16 protein-coding genes and 1 pseudogene are annotated in these 20,314 nt (G+C 40.8%); 12 read left to right on the top strand and 5 right to left on the bottom strand.

Annotated elements, in window-relative coordinates:
* Positions 1 to 158 precede the first annotated feature (158 nt).
* Complete coding sequence (gene purH / locus H6G74_RS09550; protein ID WP_190967435.1) at positions 159 to 1,679, top strand: bifunctional phosphoribosylaminoimidazolecarboxamide formyltransferase/IMP cyclohydrolase; 1,521 nt, start codon at positions 159 to 161, stop codon at positions 1,677 to 1,679.
* Positions 1,680 to 1,996: 317 nt separating this feature from the next.
* Positions 1,997 to 2,992, top strand: coding sequence for a heme-dependent oxidative N-demethylase family protein (locus tag H6G74_RS09545; protein ID WP_190967434.1), 996 nt, complete (start codon positions 1,997 to 1,999; stop codon positions 2,990 to 2,992).
* 109 nt (positions 2,993 to 3,101) lie between these two features.
* On the opposite strand, the gene H6G74_RS09540 is transcribed toward H6G74_RS09545, so the two are convergent.
* Together H6G74_RS09540 and H6G74_RS31805 are read right to left on the bottom strand one after the other, a co-directional pair.
* On the bottom strand, positions 3,102 to 6,983 hold the full coding sequence (locus H6G74_RS09540; protein WP_190967433.1) for a PAS domain S-box protein: 3,882 nt from the start codon (positions 6,981 to 6,983) through the stop codon (positions 3,102 to 3,104).
* A gap of 1,046 nt (positions 6,984 to 8,029) precedes the next feature.
* A pseudogene (locus H6G74_RS31805) lies at positions 8,030 to 8,128 on the bottom strand (DUF3891 family protein); the annotation flags it as partial.
* Positions 8,129 to 8,336: 208 nt separating this feature from the next.
* Here H6G74_RS31805 and H6G74_RS09535 point away from each other — a divergent pair.
* Complete coding sequence (locus H6G74_RS09535) at positions 8,337 to 9,863, top strand: slipin family protein (protein ID WP_190967432.1); 1,527 nt, start codon at positions 8,337 to 8,339, stop codon at positions 9,861 to 9,863.
* Between the two features lie 111 nt (positions 9,864 to 9,974).
* Here the strand turns inward: H6G74_RS09535 and H6G74_RS09530 are convergent, their stop codons facing one another.
* On the bottom strand, positions 9,975 to 10,544 hold the full coding sequence (locus tag H6G74_RS09530; RefSeq protein ID WP_190967431.1) for a DUF3611 family protein: 570 nt from the start codon (positions 10,542 to 10,544) through the stop codon (positions 9,975 to 9,977).
* Between the two features lie 197 nt (positions 10,545 to 10,741).
* Here H6G74_RS09530 and H6G74_RS09525 point away from each other — a divergent pair, with 197 nt between their 5' ends.
* Together H6G74_RS09525 and H6G74_RS09520 are read left to right on the top strand one after the other, a co-directional pair.
* Entirely contained in the window at positions 10,742 to 12,091 is a 1,350-nt protein-coding gene (locus H6G74_RS09525) for a histidine phosphatase family protein (RefSeq protein ID WP_190967430.1), read from the top strand.
* A gap of 112 nt (positions 12,092 to 12,203) precedes the next feature.
* On the top strand, positions 12,204 to 13,526 hold the full coding sequence (locus H6G74_RS09520) for a dihydroorotase (protein WP_190967429.1): 1,323 nt from the start codon (positions 12,204 to 12,206) through the stop codon (positions 13,524 to 13,526).
* On the opposite strand, the gene H6G74_RS31485 is transcribed toward H6G74_RS09520, so the two are convergent.
* Positions 13,509 to 13,631 carry a hypothetical protein gene (locus H6G74_RS31485; protein WP_277927139.1) on the bottom strand — a complete coding sequence of 41 codons (123 nt, stop codon included), beginning with the start codon at positions 13,629 to 13,631 and terminating at the stop codon, positions 13,509 to 13,511. The genes H6G74_RS09520 and H6G74_RS31485 overlap by 18 nt on opposite strands.
* 198 nt (positions 13,632 to 13,829) lie before the next feature.
* On the opposite strand from H6G74_RS31485, the gene H6G74_RS09515 reads away from it, so the two are divergent.
* From H6G74_RS09515 to H6G74_RS09485, 7 genes are all read left to right on the top strand, one after another.
* Positions 13,830 to 14,114, top strand: a complete 285-nt coding sequence (locus tag H6G74_RS09515) for a hypothetical protein (RefSeq protein WP_062295178.1) — start codon at positions 13,830 to 13,832, stop codon at positions 14,112 to 14,114.
* Positions 14,115 to 14,698: 584 nt separating this feature from the next.
* Entirely contained in the window at positions 14,699 to 14,950 is a 252-nt protein-coding gene (locus tag H6G74_RS09510) for a hypothetical protein (RefSeq protein ID WP_190967428.1), read from the top strand.
* A 112-nt stretch (positions 14,951 to 15,062) separates the two neighbouring features.
* On the top strand, positions 15,063 to 15,320 hold the full coding sequence (locus H6G74_RS09505) for a hypothetical protein (protein WP_190967427.1): 258 nt from the start codon (positions 15,063 to 15,065) through the stop codon (positions 15,318 to 15,320).
* A gap of 109 nt (positions 15,321 to 15,429) precedes the next feature.
* Positions 15,430 to 15,672, top strand: coding sequence for a hypothetical protein (locus H6G74_RS09500; RefSeq protein ID WP_190967426.1), 243 nt, complete (start codon positions 15,430 to 15,432; stop codon positions 15,670 to 15,672).
* A gap of 234 nt (positions 15,673 to 15,906) precedes the next feature.
* Entirely contained in the window at positions 15,907 to 16,164 is a 258-nt protein-coding gene (locus H6G74_RS09495) for a hypothetical protein (RefSeq protein ID WP_190967462.1), read from the top strand.
* Positions 16,165 to 16,584: 420 nt separating this feature from the next.
* Positions 16,585 to 17,757, top strand: coding sequence for a phosphotransferase (locus H6G74_RS09490; protein ID WP_190967425.1), 1,173 nt, complete (start codon positions 16,585 to 16,587; stop codon positions 17,755 to 17,757).
* A gap of 269 nt (positions 17,758 to 18,026) precedes the next feature.
* Positions 18,027 to 19,133, top strand: a complete 1,107-nt coding sequence (locus tag H6G74_RS09485) for a T3SS effector HopA1 family protein (protein WP_190967424.1) — start codon at positions 18,027 to 18,029, stop codon at positions 19,131 to 19,133.
* A 66-nt stretch (positions 19,134 to 19,199) separates the two neighbouring features.
* Here the strand turns inward: H6G74_RS09485 and H6G74_RS09480 are convergent, their stop codons facing one another.
* On the bottom strand, positions 19,200 to 19,976 hold the full coding sequence (locus H6G74_RS09480; RefSeq protein ID WP_190967423.1) for a peptidylprolyl isomerase: 777 nt from the start codon (positions 19,974 to 19,976) through the stop codon (positions 19,200 to 19,202).
* Positions 19,977 to 20,314 lie beyond the last annotated feature (338 nt).

The raw sequence follows: 20,314 nt of genomic DNA, 5'->3' as shown, positions 1-20,314 counted from the left end.
CCTCATTTCGATAGGATTTATGTAGTTGCAGGTGGTCACTGAGCTTGTCGAAGTGCGAGTTTAAAACCCTCGATTTTTCGTATCACTGCGCCAGTACTATTGAAGTGAACCAAGGGTTATGCAAAAATTGGAGTCTTTCGCATCTGAGGAATTGAGACATGGCGCGTCTAGCACTGCTGAGTGTATCTAACAAAACTGGTTTAATTGACCTAGCCCGTAGCTTGGTAGAAGAATTTGCATTTGATATTATCAGCAGTGGGGGAACAGCTAAAGCCCTCAAGGATGCGGGAATACCAGTAACTAAGGTTTCTGATTACACTGGTTCGCCGGAAATTTTGGGTGGACGGGTAAAAACGCTACACCCGCGCATTCATGGCGGAATTTTGGCAAGGCGGGATGAACCCCAAGATATTACAGATTTAGAAAATAACCAAATTCGCCCAATTGATTTGGTGGTGGTAAATCTTTATCCCTTCGAGGAGACTATTGCTAAACCAGGAGTGACATTAGCCGAAGCTGTAGAACAAATTGATATTGGCGGCCCGGCGATGTTGCGGGCTTCATCCAAGAATTTTGCTCATTTGACGGTATTATGTGATCCGGCGCAGTATGATGAATATCTGCAAGAGTTACGGCAAAATAACGGGGAAGCTTCCTTAGAATTTCGCCAAAAAGCAGCCTTAAAAGGATTTTTACATACGGCGAGTTATGATCAGGCGATCGCATCTTATCTTGCAGGTACACCACAGCACACTCTTAGCGGTACAGAATTACAATCTCTGCGTTACGGCGAGAACCCCCATCAAAGTGCGGCTTGGTATCAAGCTGGTACTACGCCTACAGGATGGGCAGCAGCAAAGAAATTGCAAGGTAAAGAACTCAGCTACAATAACTTAGTTGACTTAGAAGCAGCGCGGCGGATTATTGCTGAGTTTACCGACACACCAGCCGCAACCATTATTAAACATACCAATCCCTGTGGTACGGCGTTGGGCGATACCATTGTTGAAGCTTACCAAAAAGCTTTTAATGCTGATTCGACTTCCGCCTTTGGGGGAATTGTGGCTTTAAACCGTCCCATTGATGCAGCGACAGCCAGCGAATTAACTAAAACATTTTTAGAATGTGTGGTTGCGCCTGACTGTGACGCAGAAGCACAAAAAATTCTCTCCAAAAAAACCAATGTGCGAGTTTTGACATTAGCCGATTTGAGTAGTGGCCCGAAAACTTTAGTTAAACAAATTGCTGGCGGTTTCTTAGTGCAAGCTGCCGATGATATTGTGGCTGATACAAGTAAATGGCAAGTGGTGACGGAACTGCAACCCACCGCCGACCAGTTAGGCGAATTGCTGTTTGCATGGAAAGTCTGCAAGCATGTTAAATCTAATGCCATTGTACTCACAAGCGATCGCACTACTCTTGGTGTTGGTGCAGGTCAAATGAACCGCGTTGGTTCTGCTAAAATCGCCCTCGAACAAGCCGGTGACAAAGCTAAAGGCGCAACTCTCGCCAGTGACGGATTTTTCCCCTTTGATGATACTATCAGAGCCGCCGCCGCCGCAGGCATTACTGCCATTGTCCAACCAGGAGGTAGTTTACGCGACCAAGATTCCATCAAAGCCGCTAATGAACTGGGTTTAGTAATGGTTTTGACAGGAGTACGTCACTTTTTACATTAATTGGGACTGACGCATAAATATTGTTGAGAATGGGTGTAAGGGTTTAAGGGTGCAAGGGTGTAATGTTACACCCAGATACAACTAAAAATCTTGGGTGCTAACTCAATCCAGATAGTGCAGTTATAAAAGTGTCACTCATAACACTTGCCCTTATTTAACGGTAGTGTTATTCTCTAGTTGTGTGAGGAGCAAGTTGAAATTAAAGAGCGTCTGGGGTGGAAACACGGCAACACTCCCAGACGCTTTTTAGTATTTACCCTGATTTTATGTAACCATCAAGAAGAAATAGCACTTTTTGAAATAAGTGGCTTGTGGAAATGCAGAAAGTCGTAGCTGTAAATAGTCCGGCTTGCTACTTCCCCCTGATGAATGGACGCTATGAAGTCAAGCCAGGGATGACGCTGCTTGGTTCCTGTTTTGGTAATGGCCAAGCTGATAAGCAAGTATTTCAAATTGATGAGAATTTTGCTGATTACCGTCAGGCTAAACTGTTAGCGCGTGCAGAACGGTTGAGTAAATATTACCAGACTTACAATTATTCTAAGGCTGTGGCAGGTGCGATCGCTCGTTTAATTATTGAGCGCCTCACCCAAGAACATCCCCAATACTTTAGCTATGAACAATTAACCACCAATAGCTGGAGATTTTCTAGTCAACTCACCCAAGAAATACTTTATTTAGATGCAGACTGGCAGTTACAAAAAGTTGAAGGTAGTTCACAGGTTCCAGCTTACACTTCTAGCCTTGATGCTTTAGCTGCCCAAGTACAAGAAGATTTTACAGTTATTTGCTGTGGTAACGATGGTGGTAATTGGCTGAGTGCAGTTCATTTGTGTTATCCCAACCATTGGTCAGCCGAAGAAAAAATTGGTCAAGATTTTGCCACTATACATAAACCCGTGGCGGGTATGGAAAAAATTAATCGCCGTGCAGATGCGATCGTTCATACTATGATTACCCGTCAACCAATGGTGCGCTTTGCTTGGGGTTTGAGTACCGATATGTGCCTGAATCATCATCCTGAACCACCATCTGGTGTATTAGTTAATCAGTGGCAAGGTAGAAACTTTGATCCCCAGCATCCCCAGCTTTATTTGCGAATTGAAAGACAAGTTATTTGGGGACTACCACAGTATCAAGCAGCGTTATTTACTATTCGCACTTATTTTAAAGATTGCGCTTTGCTGAAACAAGATTCGCTTTTACGGAATAAGTTATGTGCTGCAATTGAGTCTATGTCAGCAGAGTCACTTATTTACAAAGGTTTAGTAGATAGTAAAGCTAGTATTTTACGTTGGCTCAACGAAGATTGAATCAAGTGCTGAGTATAGCAAAGCTAAAATTAAAACTGGCAAATGTTGGGTTGCGCTATCGCTCCACCCAACAGTCGCTACATTTCTGTAACCTGTAACCTACAACCTATCACCTGCTATAAATCAAGCTGGCTATGACTGCTGCTAATTCTGCTGGTTCGATGGGTTTGGTGAGATGTCGCTGAAAGCCTGCGGAGATAATTTTTTGGGCGTTTGCTTCGCCAGCAAAAGCAGTTAAAGCGATCGCAGGTAATATACTGGCTGGAGTAGTCTTTCTTACCTGTTCAATCAGCATATAGCCGTCGATTGTGGGCATACCAATATCACTCAACAGTAAATCTGGTTGGGTTTGAGCGATCGCTTGTATTGCATCTGGGGCTGAGTTTACCGCTTGGATTGTCGCACCATACTGTTCCAAAATAAAAGTTAGTAAGTTCAAAGTATCAACATCATCATCTACGATGACTATCTGCACACCTTGAAGATTTGGGACATTTTCAATTAAAGGATAGTTGGGCAATGTTTCAGCCGCAGCCACAATTAATGGTAACTGCACGATAAAAGTTGCGCCTAAGTTTTCTCCGGGACTTGTGACTTGCACAGTACCATCGTGGAGTTCGACAAGATGGCGCACAATGGCTAATCCTAATCCTAGTCCACCAAATTTCCGCGTTGTGACCTCATCGGCTTGGCGGAAGCGGTCAAACACAAATGGGAGAAACTCTGCACTAATACCTTTACCTGTATCTGTAACTTGAATTTGGGCAGAATTACCAACTATTTCTAGTCGGACTTCCACTCTGCCGCCTTCTGGTGTAAACTTCACTGCATTGGTGAGTAGGTTCCAAATAATTTGTTGTAGGCGGTTGGGATCACCTGCTATTTTTACCGCATTGACGGCAAAATCTGTTTGTAGCTGAATTGATTTGCTTTCGGCGGCTAAACGCACAGTATCTGTTGCAGCTTCTAAGCAGCTTACTAAGTCAACTGTACAGAGATTCAAACTCAGCTTACCGCGCAAAATCCGTGAAACATCAAGTAAATCATCAATTAATCTTGCTTGTAATTTAGCATTACGCTCGATAGTATCTAAGGCTTGGGTTGTCTTGGCTGCATCTAATCTGCGACTTTTGAGCAGTTTTGCCCAACCAAGAATCGGATTCAGTGGCGATCGCAATTCGTGAGAAACTATTGCTAAAAAGTCATCTTTCATCCGGTTGGCTTTTTCAAGTTCTATCCGGGCTGCACGTTCTCGTTCTAATGCTTGCGCTCGTTCTTCCACCATCATTTTTTGTTCATGAATATCAGTACATGAACCAAACCATTTGATAATCTGCCCGTCTTGATTTCTTAAGGGAAATGCTAATCCTAAATGCCAGCGATATTCGCCATCCGCAGCGCGACGCATACGATATTCAATCTCATACTTTTTCCCTGTCTGCAAGCAATCTAGCCAGCAATCGATAGTAAATTGCACATCATCAGGATGTAAAATATTTAACCAGCCTTCACCTTGAGTTTGTTCTAACGTTGTGCCTGTGTAGTCATACCAACGTTGATTAAAATACTCATGGTAGCCATCTGGTCGGGTAATCCAAAACATTTGCGCCATTGTGTCAGCCAATGTGCGAAACATCAATTCGCTTTGTTGCAAGGCTGCTTCGGTTTGTTTACGTTTACTGAGGTCAAGCACAAAACAAACCCATCGAAAGGGGTTGCGCGTCAATAAAGTCGCACCTAATAAAATCGGCACACGGGAGCCATCCTTACGGATATATTCTTTCTCAAATGGAGTACAAACACCAGAAACAAATACTTCTTCTACCTTGGCTTGATCAAGTTCTCTATATACTGGCGGTGTCATATTTTGCCAACGCAGTTTCCCAGCTAAGACATCTTCTTGGGTATAACCAAGCATTTGTAAAAAGGCATCGTTAGCAAAGGTAATTTTGTCTGGTTCGGCTTCAATAATGCCGATGATACTTGATTGTAATAGCTGCCGCAATCGTGACTCACTTTGCTGGAGAGCTTCTTCTGTTTGCTTGCGATCGCTAATATCAACATTAACTCCCACCATCCGTAAAGCTTTACCTTCGCGATCGTAGTAAACTTTAGCTCTGGCATGAAGCCAATGGATGCTGCCATCCTGCCAAATCACGCGAAAGTCTGTGAAGAATTCGCCTGTTTTTAAGGCATTGAGTATATATGCGTGTGCTTGGTCTAAATCATCCGGATGAACCCATTTTTTCCAGTCTTCGTAAGTTCCACCAAACTCACCGGGTTGTAAACCGTAAATGGCTTCTAATTCTTTTGACCAAATATTAACGTTACTGGGAATATGCCACTCAAAGCTGCCAATTCTACCAACAGATTGGGCTAAATCTAACCATTCTTGCTTTTGCCGTAATGCTTCTTCAGTTTGTTTGCGCCCGGTTATATCTATAAAAGCTCCAATGACCCCCCTGATTGTACCAGTATGATCGCGCAAAGGCGCAGCTTTGCCGTAAATAAATTGCACATCATCTTCACTAAAAACAAATTCAAATTCTCCTTCCGTCTCCTGACCAGTTAAACCAGCTTGCTGCATTGGTAATTCATGGAGGGGGACATCTTGACCATTTTTTTGAATTTTAAAGGGAAAAGGATATTCTCCACTCGCCGGAGTTGCTGTCATAATTGAGCCTGGTTGTAGGCGCATTAATTTATAAGCACTACGGTTGACCGTCATTTGATGACATTGGGGATCTTGAGCAATCCAAACTGCGGCCGGTACAGTTTCCATGATGGTTTCAAGTTCTTCAGCCCTGGCTTTGGCAAGTGCTTCACTTTGGCGCAATTTGGCTTCGGAATGCTTGCGTTCGGTAATATCTACATTCACGGCGACAGCATGAATAATTGCTCCAGTTTCATCGCGGATAGGTATAACAGAATTAAGGATGGTTTTGCGTTGTCCATCAAAACTTTCAATATCAATCTCTTCACCAATGACTGTCTCACCGTTAGCTAAAACTCTAGCTAGTGTCCATTCGTGGGCGGCAATTGGTATACCTGTATCTGCCCACCATCCTTTATATTCATGATATTGACTGGGGTTGTCCAAAAAAGGGGCATTTTCTCCCCAAATCATTTTGATAGCTGGATTAACTTCGATAAACTTGCCTTGAGCATCAGAAATTACCACTCCTACAGGCAAAATATCGAGCATGGCACGTAGGAGTTGTCCTTCGCGATCGCGCTTGGCTTGTTCTTGCGCTAAAATCGCTTCGGAATGCTTGCGCTCGGTAATATCAGTTAGCATTGCAACCATACCAGAGAATTTGTCTTGCTCATCTAAAATTGAGCTAAGAGAAGCTATTACCCAAAGTTCCGATGCGTCTTGGCGGCGTAAGCAAAATTCAAATTGTCGTTTTGTTTCCTGGTGCTGTTGCTGATTTTGTTCTAGCCATTGCCGAATTTCGCTTTGAGCATCATGTTCTAAAAAATCGAAAATTGAGCGATCGCTCATCTGCTCTACACTATAACCAAGCATTGCAGCTAGTCGGGAATTGACAGATTCTGTCTGTCCATCTTGGTCAAATATCCATATACCTTCATAAGCTGTTTCCAAGAGACGGCGATAGTTCACCTTCAATTTTGCCAATTTAGACTCAGATTTCTGCTTGGCAATATATAACTCTGAATTTAAAGAACTAATAAATAGTGCTGTAAACCCAAACACAATTAGCTGTAATACATCAGCCCTAGTTTTGGGTAGTAGAGAATAGATGGGCGAAATGAAAAAGTAGTTATTGACTACAACCGCCAACACAGTAGCCCATAAGCCAGAAACTAATCCCCCATACCAACTACTAAAGACTACAGCGACAAAAAAAATTGGCGAGACTTCCAGCTTTAACAAGTTATCCAGCGTTAAGCCTAGTAGCAGCGCCATTAACACCGAGAACACAGAAACAAAGTAACGCTGCAAAAAGAAGCACTGGATTTTTGACATACTGCGATTAATCCTTGGCAGTCACCTGTGTCTAAGACTTAAAATTTTTATTCTGCTTCGGCAACCATCCTGAGTTATATCTTATCTAAATATTTAGGTTGTATGTGTATCAATTGCATAAATCACGGCTAACCGAGAACGGGTGAGAGAAAAAAGGTGTGGGGAGTGTGGGGAGTATGGAGGGTAATTTTTTGGATACTTAGCTAGAAATCCCACACAAAATTTCGTTCACCCACCGAGAACAGTAAAGGCTTTGGACAGGGATTTAAGCCTCGCCCAACACAATCGGCTGATCGGAGCTTCAAACCCGCTTGAGGTTGAGGAAACAAATAAAAAACAGCTTTTGTGATTGATTTATAAGAGGCAGGGGGAAAGGTAAAAACCTCACCCCTTGTGGGTGAAAGCTCCCTTGCTCATGAGTCTCCCTTGGTTGAAGCCCCACCCGCAAGTGATGTGGTTTTTCTCCCCTGCTCCCTGCTCCCTGCACAAGGTGCTTCTTCACCTGTTCCCTCGACCGAAGGTCGGTGATTTAAAGACTTAATAAAGTGTTACATAATATACTTGTCATTTCCAAAAACAAGTGATAACTTCTAGTTGTGTGTGAGGAGCAAGTTGAAAATAAAAAGCGCCTGGGGTGGAAACACGGTAACACCATCAGGCGCTTTTTATTTGGGTTGTATATATTAGCATACTTTGTGCAATGCGTAAAACTGTCACACAACAGATTTACTAATTCAAAAAACAAATGCTATTTTATATTTGTGTGTGAGGAGCAAGTTGAAAAGAAAGAGCGTCTGGGGTGGAAACACGGCAACACTCCCGGACGCTTTTTCATTTGTATTTTTTGATGATTTTAACTAGCTACAAAAGTCCACTCTAGTACTTGGGAGCTTGTTGGAGAGCTTGAATCAGTTCCGAGGGAGTAGCAAATTTGACTTGGGATAATTCACAAGCTTCGATATTGACAGTGAATTTTTCGTCTTCAAATGGCCAAGGTTAGACACTAAATCATCATGATGAGAAATTGCAGCTAATGTTTCATATCACCTTGGTGGTGAATTTTTCCGCCGCTACTGTGCTGCAAGTAAAGCATGAGCGCGATGATAAATTACTTCCCAACCATTTTGTGTAGGTTTAACAATCACCGATCAATCTCCCTAAAAAAGTGCTGAGTTTTGCATTAACGTCATGATTACATTTGCGGAGTTTAAAATTACAATGTAATATATATATTACAGATGTTAAAAACTTATTAGCTCAATCAAGGTGTGTTCTAAGCAATTTTATACATCAGCACACAAGTTGAACTACTAAATGTTTTTATTCAATCTGCGTTTATCTATGCAAATTACTATGTGGAAAACTTTTTATATTAAACCCAACGAAATTGGTATTTTATATCACCGCAGTGATTATAAGAAAATTTTGCAGCCCGGTACTTACACTTATTTTGGTAAGCATTGGCAAGTTAAAACCTATGACCTTAATCAACCAGAGGCGAAGATTGATAATCTAGAACTATTGCTGCGAAATCACAGTTCTGAGTTACAGGAACATCTTATAGTTGTGAGAACTGGTTTCGGTCAAGCGGCTTTAGTCCACTGGGGACAAACTTGGGTGAGTATTCCGCCTAATCAACTCCGGGCTTTTTGGCGTGGTTTTATTGAGGTAGAAACTCATCTGTTTAACTTGAATCAAAGTTTAGTTCTAGCTGCGGAGTTTGTTCAACAATTACGCGGAATTGCTTTGAACGGAATCAAGAAATTTCTGATTTCTGAGTATGAGATTGGTTTGCTGTATGTGCAGAATAACTTTATACAGCCGCTAGAACCTGGAGAGTATGCTTTCTGGGCTGTTGATAGAGATGTGACGGTGCGGACTCTCAGCCGCATTGTGCCAAATCCCGATTTTCCTTTAGAGGATGTGCTGATTGAGCGACATCCTGAGTTTGTGGCGGCTTATTGTGAGGTGGTGCAATTACAAAACCAACAAGTAGCGATCGCACGTTATCAAGGTAAAGTAATTGCTATCCTCAAACCATGTAGCCGCAAACTATTTTGGCAAGGTGTAGAAATAGAAGTAGTTGACATCAACACCGAGGCGACATTACCACCGCGTTTAATTGCTGAGTTAGTTTCGGGTTTACCAGAAACTCTGGCTTTGAGTCGCAGTTTTTTACATATCTGCGAAGTACCCACACAACACCTTGGGTTACTGTATATCAATCAAGAGTTTCAAACTCAACTGCAACCAGGAAAGCACGTCTGGTGGCTATTCGGGCGCTCTTTGCAAACCGAAGTCTTTGACCTGCGTCAGCAAACTCTAGAAGTTTCTGGCCAAGATATTTTGTCTAAAGACAAAGTACCATTGCGTTTGAATTTAACTGCTGGTTTCCGCATTATCGACCCCCTGAGAGCCAAAAATGGTTTATCAGATATTGTCAGCTACTTATATAAAGAAGCTCAGTTTGCTTTGCGTGGCGCAGTTGGTGAAAGAACCTTAGATGCGTTACTAGAAGATAAAGGCGCAATTGATAGAAGTATTTTTGAATACATCCGTCAAAAAACTGCCGACTATGGAATTGAAGTTGATTCAGTCGGGGTAAAAGATATTATCCTGCCTGGAGAAATTAAAACCATCTTGAGCAAAGTAGTAGAAGCGGAAAAAGCCGCCCAAGCTAACGTAGTGCGTCGGCGTGAAGAAACTGCTGCAACTCGTAGTATGTTAAATACCGCCAGAGTTATGGAAGATAACCCTGTGGCTTTGCGGTTGAAAGAATTAGAAGTACTAGAGCGAATTGCCGAGAAAATTGAAAAAATTCAAGTTAACGGTAGCTTGGATAGCATTTTGACAGAATTGATTCGGATTAATCGGCAATAAAAGGTGTGGCGAAGGGTGTAAAGGTTTTGAACACCTTCACCCTACAAACTTAGAGAATTTTTGACTTTTAACTTTTAACTTTTAACTTTTAACTTTTGACTTGATTCCTTTCTAGTGCTTATGCACCCGTTCCAACAACCACAAAGAAGCGATCGCACCAACAAAGTGAGCAGTAATGCCGTTAATATTAGCTACGGCGACAAACACATCCAACGCCCGAATAATTTTATTGGGGTCTGTAATTGCTACCCCTGGTGGTTGGGAGATAGATTTGGCAACTAAAACGCCTAAAGTTGAGCCAGCACCTAAGAGGGTTAATAGTATTCCGACTAAACTAACAATTATGCCTAATCTGATAGTGGCGATCGTGTCTGCTTTGCTAGGGTGTAAAGCATGATTCGGATTTTCTAACCTTTGACCCAGACGTGTATAACGAAAATCCCAATACACACTAAACAATAAAGCTACAATCCCACAGATCGCCCAAAATATCCCGACTCCCAAACCTGCATTTGGTTGGTCAGCAAAGCCACGCCCAGTTGAAGCAAACAATACAGCTATGCCAGACACCACAGCCAGTCCTAGTTGTACCCAAAAAGTAATCCAGCCTGTCAAACGAATAGTGTTACCAATTGTGTGAAGCGATGCTGTTATAGTTCTCGCGTCTGTTTCTGTTTGCATATTGAATTTCCATCAGTTGGCATTTCTCAGGAACCTCCCCCAACTTCAAGCATATTTTGGCTTGATAATTGGATACCCCCACCTACAGATAGAACTTTTGTGCGTAATTCTGAATCAGTATCCAATCTATCTAAATAAATTATTCTGCAAACACTTTAGAGTAAAATTAATCCTTTAGATAGAGGAGGGCAAAGCCGATGACTCGTGTCATCATTGTGCGTCATGGGCAGAGTAGCTACAACGCCGAGCGGCGTATTCAAGGGCGCACGGATGCGTCAACACTAACAGAAAAAGGTCGTAATGATGCCAGTAAAGTAGGCAAAGCCCTCAGCAATATTTCATTTCAGGCAATTTATTGCAGTCCTCTGCAACGAGCTAAACTCACCGCCGAGATTATTCAAAGCGAGTTAGCCAATACTCAAGAGTATGCTGCTGTCCAAACTTCTGATAAGTTATTGGAAATTGATTTGCCTTTGTGGGAGACGATGCTAACTGCGGATGTTGAGCAGAAGTTTGCTGAAGACTATCGCATTTGGCATGAAAAGCCTGACCAATTGGTGATGCAAATTCAAGATGCTGAGGGAACAAGAGAGCATTTTCCGGTTGTGGCTTTGTACGAACAAGCACAGCAGTTTTGGCAAGATATTTTGCCACAGCATCAAGGTAAAACTATTTTAATAGTTGGGCATAACGGGATTAACCGCGCCTTAATTAGCACAGCACTGGGTATTCCTCCCAGCCGTTATCATTCCATCCAGCAATCTAACTGTGGTGTGACTGTATTGAATTTCGCTGGCGGTTTGGGTGAACCAGTCCAACTAGAATCGATGAACCAAACACAGCACATGGGGGAGGCGTTACCTTCATTGCGTCCCGGTCATCGAGGAGTGCGCTTGTTATTAGTGCGTCACGGTGAAACTGAGTGGAACCGTCAAACCAGATTTCAAGGACAAATTGATGTTCCTTTGAATGACAACGGCAGAAATCAAGCCCAAAAAGCAGGCGAATTTCTCAAGGATGTAGCCATTGACTTTGCTGTAAGTAGTTCTATGCAACGTCCGAAAGAAACAGCCGAGATTATATTGCATCAACATCCCAGCATTCAGTTAGACCTGCAAGATGGTTTAAGAGAAATTAGTCATGGCCTTTGGGAAGGGAAATTAGAGAAGGAAATTGAACAAGAATTTCCGGGAGAATTGCACCGTTGGCGGACTGTACCGGCTGAGGTACAAATGCCAGAAGGTGAAAATTTACAACAAGTGTGGGAACGTAGCGTTGCTGCGTGGCAATCTATTGTGCAAACAGCATTAGATAATCAACTCACAACAGGATTAGTAGTGGCTCACGATGCAACTAATAAAACCTTGCTGTGTCATATTCTCGGTTTAACTGCCGAAAACTTTTGGAATTTCCGTCAAGGTAATGGCGCGGTGAGCGTGATTGACTATCCCAACGGACTCGATGGTTTTCCGGTATTACAAGCAATGAATATCACGGCTCATTTGGGTGGTGGTGTTCTCGATAAAACCGCAGCTGGAGCATTATAAAACAGGGAGGAGTGAAGAGTAAGAAGTGAAGTAATAAATTAGGTGTGAATAGTCAAACCTAAGTACTCATAACTCTTAACTCCTGACTTGTCACTCCCAAAGTATGATTTTTATGACTGAACTTTTACAACAAGTACGAGTAATTGATCCGGTTTCTGGCACTGACCAAATAGCCGATGTCCTGATAGCTGATGGTCATATTCAAGCTGTAGCTGCAAAAATTTCGGAAATTGGTACTGATACTCTAGTTAGAGACTGTCGGGGATTAATTCTAGGAACTGGGTTAATAGATTTATATAGTCACTCTGGCGAACCAGGGTTTGAAGACAGAGAAACTTTATCTTCTTTGTTGCAAGCGGCTGCGGCTGGTGGCTTTACCAGAATTGGCATTTTACCTGATACATCTCCCTCTATTGATCATCCGGCGCTGGTGGCGCAGTTGCAGAAGATGAGAAGTGCATCTCCCCTGCTCCCCTGCTCCCCTGCTCCCCTACTTAATATTTGGGGTGCGATTACTTTAGATGTGGCGGGAAAGCAGATGACGGAGTTGGCTGATTTAGCGGCTGCGGGAGTAGTAGGTTTTACTGATAGTCATCCGTTGGATAATTTGGGGTTGGTGCGGCGAGTGCTGGAATATGTACAGCCGTTGGGTAAAACTGTGGCTTTTTGGCCTTGCGATCGCCAGCTTACCTCGAATGGTGTGATGCGTGAAGGGGTAGATGCGTTGCGTTTTGGTTTACCACCAGTTCCCGCCAGTGCTGAAACAACTGCGATCGCCTCTTTGTTAGAATTAGTGGCAGCGACTGGTAATTTGCAAGTTCATATTATGCGCGTCTCTACAGCGCGGAGTGTGGAATTAATTGCGGCGGCTAAGGCTGCTGGTTTACCCATCACCGCCAGCACTACTTGGATGCACTTGTTATTGGATACCACATCTATTAACCCTTCTGCTGCGCTCAGGGTTAACATCGAGCAAAGCCGAGATGTTAAAAGTTACGACACCAGTTTGCATTTAGATCCGCCTTTGGGGAATCTTAGCGATTTAAAGGCTTTGCGTGAGGGTGTCCGCACTGGGGTAATTGATGCGATCGCCATTGACCACGCAGCTTATACTTATGAAGAAAAAGTCCAAGCTTTTGCCGAAGCTCCAGCAGGCGCAATTGGTTTAGAATTAGCTCTACCTTTGTTGTGGCAAAATCTGGTGGTAACTGGAGAATTTACAGCTTTAGAATTGTGGCAAGCTTTAAGCACTAATCCCGCAAAATGTTTGGGACAGGAATTAAGTACATTAACTGCTAATCAAAAAGCTGAGTTAACTTTGTTTGACCCTTCGCAAACCTGGAAAGTGGAAAGGAAAAATTTACATACACTTTCGAGTAATACACCTTGGTTGGGACAAGAATTACAAGGTAGGGTGTTACAAATTTGGTGTTAAATTAATTTTGGCAATTTTGGCGATCGTGCGGATGGGTAGGTGTTCAAATAAACATCTCTCTGCCTTATCCCCTTGTCTACCTTGTCTTCTTTGTTCACATACCAAACAGGACTGCTATATTCTAGACTTAACAACTTACACCACAATTAATTTTGAGCTTTTATAGACGGAACTCCTTGAATTGTGTCTAAAAAATCAGCTCGAAAATATTGAATTTTTTTAATGTGTATACAGAATATAAGAGAGACATTTTAGATGTTGTGCAGCGTTAATTAATATCACCATATTTGTGGAGGTAAATAAATGGCAAGGATAACTATATCAGACCTTTATCCTAGTAGTGACGAACAGTATATTACTGAACTAACTGCTGGAGAAGCCACAAAGGTGGAAGCAGGTGCAAGCTCAAGTTTTATCACAATTGACACGAACGACCTCATAAAAACGCAGCAAAATATTAATAGTATTCTGCGGGATGTTTCAGTAGAACTAGAACAAACAATTTCTAACTTGCAACAACAACAACAACAACCTAACAACCGCTATGGTCAAAGATCACGGTATGGAGGTTACTACACTGATTATTGATTTTGGATGAATTGATATCAACATGCTAGTAGCTCATTTATTCTTGATGATCGTGTGCTATGACTTGTATTAGTCTGAAAGCGCACGATTTTCTGTTTCAATAATTAGCAAATTGATAAAAATTGATAGACTTACAGCGTATTGTGGGTAAATGAAGCACAAGCTTAAAACCCAAAATCATGTAGAGACGTTACATATAAAGTCTCTACAAATATACAAACTGCTGTAAATACCCAACTTATTTGATAAGTTGGGTATTTTTTGTTGATAAATTATTTACTACCATTCTAAGCAGATTTTAATTATTTATCTAAATATAACTCATGAGGAATACAGCAGGCTTTAGCATTTATAATTTCTGAATTATGACTTTCTATGGAAATTATCCTTATTTCAGACAAGCCAATATATTTCACTAATATTCTTAATAGACGTAAGACATTTATTTATGTCTTTTGAATGGCATTTTTAGCGTTGACTTTTACGGTTTACCTAAATAAAAATGGCAGTAACAGTTAAGCAAAACAAAGCTTAATTGCCTGCAAAAACTACTTGATGACAAGCAACTGTATTAGGAGTAAATAATGGCTAATATCACTCTTTCGGAATTAAATGCTGCTGGTTCTCAATTGTTCCAAGATTCCGAAAGCTTTTTGAATGACCTCAGCGATGTTGATGCGATCGCTGGTGCTTCTGGCTATGGCTATGGCTATGGTTACGACGGCTTTGGATTAAATAAGTTGATTGAAGGATTTGTTGATGTTTATGCTATTCAACATGTCTATGGCATAGCTAAATCCTTCAGCCACGGCGGCTACGGTATCTCTGCTGTCTAGTAATAGCTTTGTAATTTACTACTAAGCTATCTTTCGCATTATAGTTAAGCGAAAGATAGCTTAATTCCCCAGACAAATTATCAATTATCAGCCAATCTTTGAGGATAAAATCATGGCAAATATCACTCTTTCAGAATTAAATGCTGCTGGTTCTCAATTGTTCCAAGATTCTGAAAGCTTTCTCAATGAACTAAGCGAAGTTGATGCGATCGCTGCACATGGTGCTGATAGTAACTCCAATAGTTATATTAGCGACTTTTACGGATTCAATAAATTGATTGAAGGATTTGTTGATGTTTATGCTATCCAACATATCTATGGCATAGCTAAATCCTTCAGCAAAGGCGGCTACGGTATCTCTGCTGCTTAGTAATAGCGTTGTTAACTCCTAAGCTATCTTTCACATTATAGTTAAGCGAAAGATAGCTTAACCACAGGCACAAATTATCAAATGTCAGCAAGCTTTTGAGGATAAAATCATGGCGAATATCACTCTTTCAGAATTAAATGCTACTGGTTCTCAATTGTTCCAAGATTCTGAAAGCTTTCTCAATGAACTAAGCGAAGTTGATGCGATCGCTGCACATGGTGCTGATAGTAACTCCAATAGTTATATTAGCGACTTCTACGGATTTAATAAATTGATCGAAGGATTTGTTGGTGTCTATGCTATTCAACATGTCTATGGCATAGCTAAATCCTTCAGCCACGGCGGCTACTAGTAATAGCTTTGTAGTTAAATACTAATTCTCTGTAAAAATGTAATGGATCAGCCTGCATTTGATACTATCAGGTATTCATATAGGTATGCAGGCTGTATTTCTCCAACTGAAGGCTGAGATAAAATACCACATCACAGAGAATTAATATGAGTCAGCACTCTAACAATGAAGTGCAATTCCGCTTCATTACCTAAAAATAAACCTGATTCCAACCAAGTCTTTGAGGACAAAATTATGGCTAATATCACTCTTTCGGAACTAAATGTTGCTGGTTCTCAACTATTCCACGATTCTGAAAGCTTTCTTAATGATTTGAGTGATGTTGACATGAGTGCTGCATACGGAGGAAATAACTCTAATTCTTATGACTACGGTTATGGCTCTGATTCCTATATCAGTGTATTTAATAAACTGATTGAAGGATTTGTGAATGTCTATGCTATTCAGCATATTTATAGCCTAGCTAAATCATTTAGTAAGTCTGATTACTAATAAGTTTGTCGTTTACTACTCTGCTAGATGGCTCTCATGGATTGGAACGCAAAAATCAAATCCAAGAGAGTCAGCTATATCTGTTCTGGGAATGATGAAATGGCCAAGATTATCATTACTGATTTAAGTCCTCTTGACTTAAACAGCTACCTGACTGAAGTAAATGAACTAGATTCTCTATTTATATATGGTGGGGAATCGGAATTGCAGCAACTTCTGAATTTTGCTTATACATTCTTGAATTTTGTCCTATCTACTTATGCAATCTACAGTATTTCATCAATAGCAAAATCCTTCAAAATTCCTCAGCCTAAATCTACCTATTCGGTGTTTAGTTTATTTTAATTGTTGCCTCACAATTGAGACGGTGATCATAGAAATCATAGTTAATCTTTGCAAAAATTCTCCACATCTAAGACTATGGCATTTTTATTAAGCTCTCAAAATGTATTGGAATACTTGCTTACAGTTGGACTTTGTTCTCAAGCAGAACAGTCATTAACGAAGATTGAGTTAAAACCAGCGAAAAACTTTAACTTGTTAGTGACTTTACCAGATAATCGGCAACTTTTAGTGAAACAAGAGCGCCTGAATCGAGAAGGAAAAACGGCTGGGGAATTTGTTGAAGAATGGAGAGTGCATCAGTTCTTGCAGACTTTTCCAGAAATTAATCATCTTCGCGCTTATTGTTCAGAAGCAGTGCATTTTGATGAAGAAAATTCCATCATTGTTTTTAATTATCTGAGTAAATATCGAGATTTGGCTGATTTCTATGCCAGAGAAAATGTCTTTCCCACTGAAATTGCGAAAGTGATTGGCGCAACTTTAGCATCACTTCATCGTGCTACGATCGCACATCCAGAATATGAAGCATTCTTTCAAAAAAACGAGCAAGTATCTCAACTTAAAAGTCCGAACCTAAATTTAGGACTAGATAGAATTACCCCAGAAATTTTTGGCATAGTTCCGAGTGAGGGATTGAAATTTTTTGCCTTATATCAACGTTACGATAGTTTGGGGCAGGCGATCGCAGAGTTAAGCCGTTCTTACACCCGCTATTGTCTGACTCATCATGACCTAAAACTGAACAATCTTCTTTTATCTTTAAGTTGGGAAGAAGCAGTTGCAAATAACTCTTTTGCTGGTGAAAGTATAATTCGCTTGATTGACTGGGAACGCGGCGCTTGGGGAGATCCAGCCCATGATTTAGGAATGCTCATTTCCAGCTATTTGCAATTTTGGTTGTATAGTATGACAACTAGTAAGTCGATGGCTATTGAAGAGTCATTGCGTCTCGCTACAACACCATTAGAATTACTTCAGCCTTCGATTGCGGCGCTGATGTCAACTTATTTAACTCAATTCCCAGAAATTTTGCAGCGTCGTCCAGATTTTTTAGAAAGAGTAGTGCAGTTTTGCGGTTTAGCCTTAATTATCGCTATTCAAGCCGGACTCCAGCATGAAAAAACCTTCGGTAATATTGGAATTTGTATGCTGCAAGTTGCTAAGAGTTTGCTATGTAATCCCCAAGCATCAATGAAAACAATTTTTGGTGTTGAAGCTTTAGAACTCTTACCGTCAAGCGTTTATTAACGTGAATTCAATTCGACAGACCTCTCCCTCCCAGTTAAGAGAATAGTAGGTTGAGTGTAGCGATAGCGTAACCCAACAAAGTATGCGTGAATGTTGGGTTCCGTTCCTCCAGCCAACTTACACCTGCGTAAGTCCGATTAGAATTAACCATCTATAGAGAAATAAGGGGAGTTGGGAGTAGTTTAAATACCTCTTTGATTCATGGTTGTAAATTTCTTCATCAGAACTGCTTCCTAACTCCCGAATTCTTCAATCACAGGTAAGCTTTTATGCAAATGTTAGATTCCATCGCCACTCAACTTGCAGAAATTCCTGAGTCATTGCAGATATCACTACAAGATATTATTTCTCAGATTGAAATTGAGTCTGATTATTGTATTAAGCATCCAAATTACAAACCATTGCAACTGCCAGAATCAGCAATTTCCCGCTTTCAGCAATTACCTGCGGCGTTAAAAAAGAAATTCTTAAGTATGCAATTGCGAGGTTTTCTTTATGGCATTTATTACAATGGCTCTTTAAAAAGTTCTCTAGCGGTTGATACAGAGACTAACACTGTAGCTTTAAACCAAAATCTAGAAAATAATACTTTGCTTGGTGTTGATGTGGCCTTTTACGATCGCCTGCACGAAAGTAATCAAGGCGATGGCTATTGGTATTACAATTGGCAGGTAGTCAAAGAAAACCTTGATCATACTTTGGCAGTTCAAAAAGATGGTTTAACTCTGCATATTGAGCGCAGTCGTCATTTATTACCCCAACATCAGTCTGCAACTGTGGGTAAGTATGTTGCAGTCAAAATGCCCAAAAATTTGGTACAGAATGGATTTTATATGGCGGTGGCGAACGCTGGAACTGCCACAAATCGAGAAAGATTGGTGCGTGTTTACTTTAATGTCACTCCCGAAGGTGCGGTTGCAGTTATGCAGACTTTAACTACACAACTCAATTTTCTAGAGATTCCTTTCTCATTGAAAGCCTTATACAATCCTTCCGATTACGAACGTTACGATTCCGCAGTATTTTACTTTGATAAAAAAGATTATGAGACAATTCACCCAGTGTTAGAAAGGGTGTATGTCGAATGTCAGTCTTATTTTCAGCCGGAAGTACCTTTATTTACTAAGTTTATGGCACCGGGGTTAGCGATCGCGGAAGAACCAAACCGCAGATTTGCCGAACAAGAAAGTTTTGGGACACATCGTTGTCAAATTATTGCTAATGGTTTGCTGAATGCTTGGGAGCAAGGTAATGACACACCAGCCCATCGCCTAGCAGCAATTCTCGAACAATTTTCCCTATTCCAAGTAGAATTACAACGCCCTTATTTGAATGCTAATTCTGCGGATATCTATATGCCTTTATCTTTATCATAATTTTCCTAGTAGTCCTCGAAAAATCCCCGACTTCTCCAAGAAGTCGGGGATTTAAAAATTGAGTAATTAAGCAGGTCTTGGTAAATTTTGAGATGGTGGAGAATTATTTGGTAGCTTTGTCACTATTTCTAAATTTGCAACTTGTTGCTGTAACCAATTACTAAAAAACTCGCCGATAATTTGCAAACGTAATTGCTCATTTAATTCCGGTTTAATGATTTCCTCAACAGCAATTATATGTACTCCTTTGGGTGTGATAATTGGTTTGATAATTTGTGGTGGAGTAGCAGCAAATACGGCGGCGGCGAGTTCTGGTCTTAAGTCGGCGCGGGTGCGGATTCCTTGATAACCTCCAGCCCGACGAATTTCGGGGTTTTCGATATATTGACGGGCAACTTCTTGAAAACTAATTTCACCTTCTTGCAGTGCATAAAATATCTCTAATGCTAAGTCTTCATCATCAAAAATGACTTCATAAATTGCTGCGACATAATATTCAAATTGACGGGCATAAAAATAAGGCTCGACCTTCTCAGCAAACAAATGATTCGCTAATTTGGTAGATAAAATGTTGGCTTTAGCGATTTCTTCAAAATCATCTAAAGACAGATGATATCTTTCTAGCCAAGCCCAAGTGTCTTCCGCTCTGAGGAGTTTATTGGCAACACGCATACTATCTGCGGCTTGTTGGAGTTCTTCAACTTCGACGGTAATCCCGACTTTTTCGACTGTTTCGGCAATAATTTTTTGAGTAGCGATCGCATCTAATATACTAGGAACTTGACAAGACAATTTGATGTATTCAATAATGTCTTCCACAGCAATATTTAACAGCTTTGCCATAATTAATTCCTCCACTAATTTTGATTAGTGTTTTGTAGGGTGCATCGAGGTTAATTTCATATCTATATATATTGGCTGGTAAGGGCTTTTATTATCTCTATCTAGTGGAAGTTTCGCCTGCTAATTAATATTTTATGTTAGACATAAAAATTCAGATCCCCGACTTCTTCAAGAAGTCGGGGATCTAATTGTCACGCATAAAATAAAAAGTAAAATTAGGGCAGACTATCAAAGCCTACCCTATTAAAAATCAAGATACATGATTTTATAGCTCTCTCTACCTTATCTCCCTTATCCTCCTTGTCTCCCTTGTCAATTTTATTCACGTTTCAAAACAA

It is taken from the genome of Nostoc spongiaeforme FACHB-130 (assembly GCF_014698475.1).
GTDB lineage: Bacteria > Cyanobacteriota > Cyanobacteriia > Cyanobacteriales > Nostocaceae > Nostoc_B > Nostoc_B spongiaeforme.
Note: the sequence above shows the minus strand (reverse complement) of the source record. Positions and strands in the feature narration are given on the sequence as shown.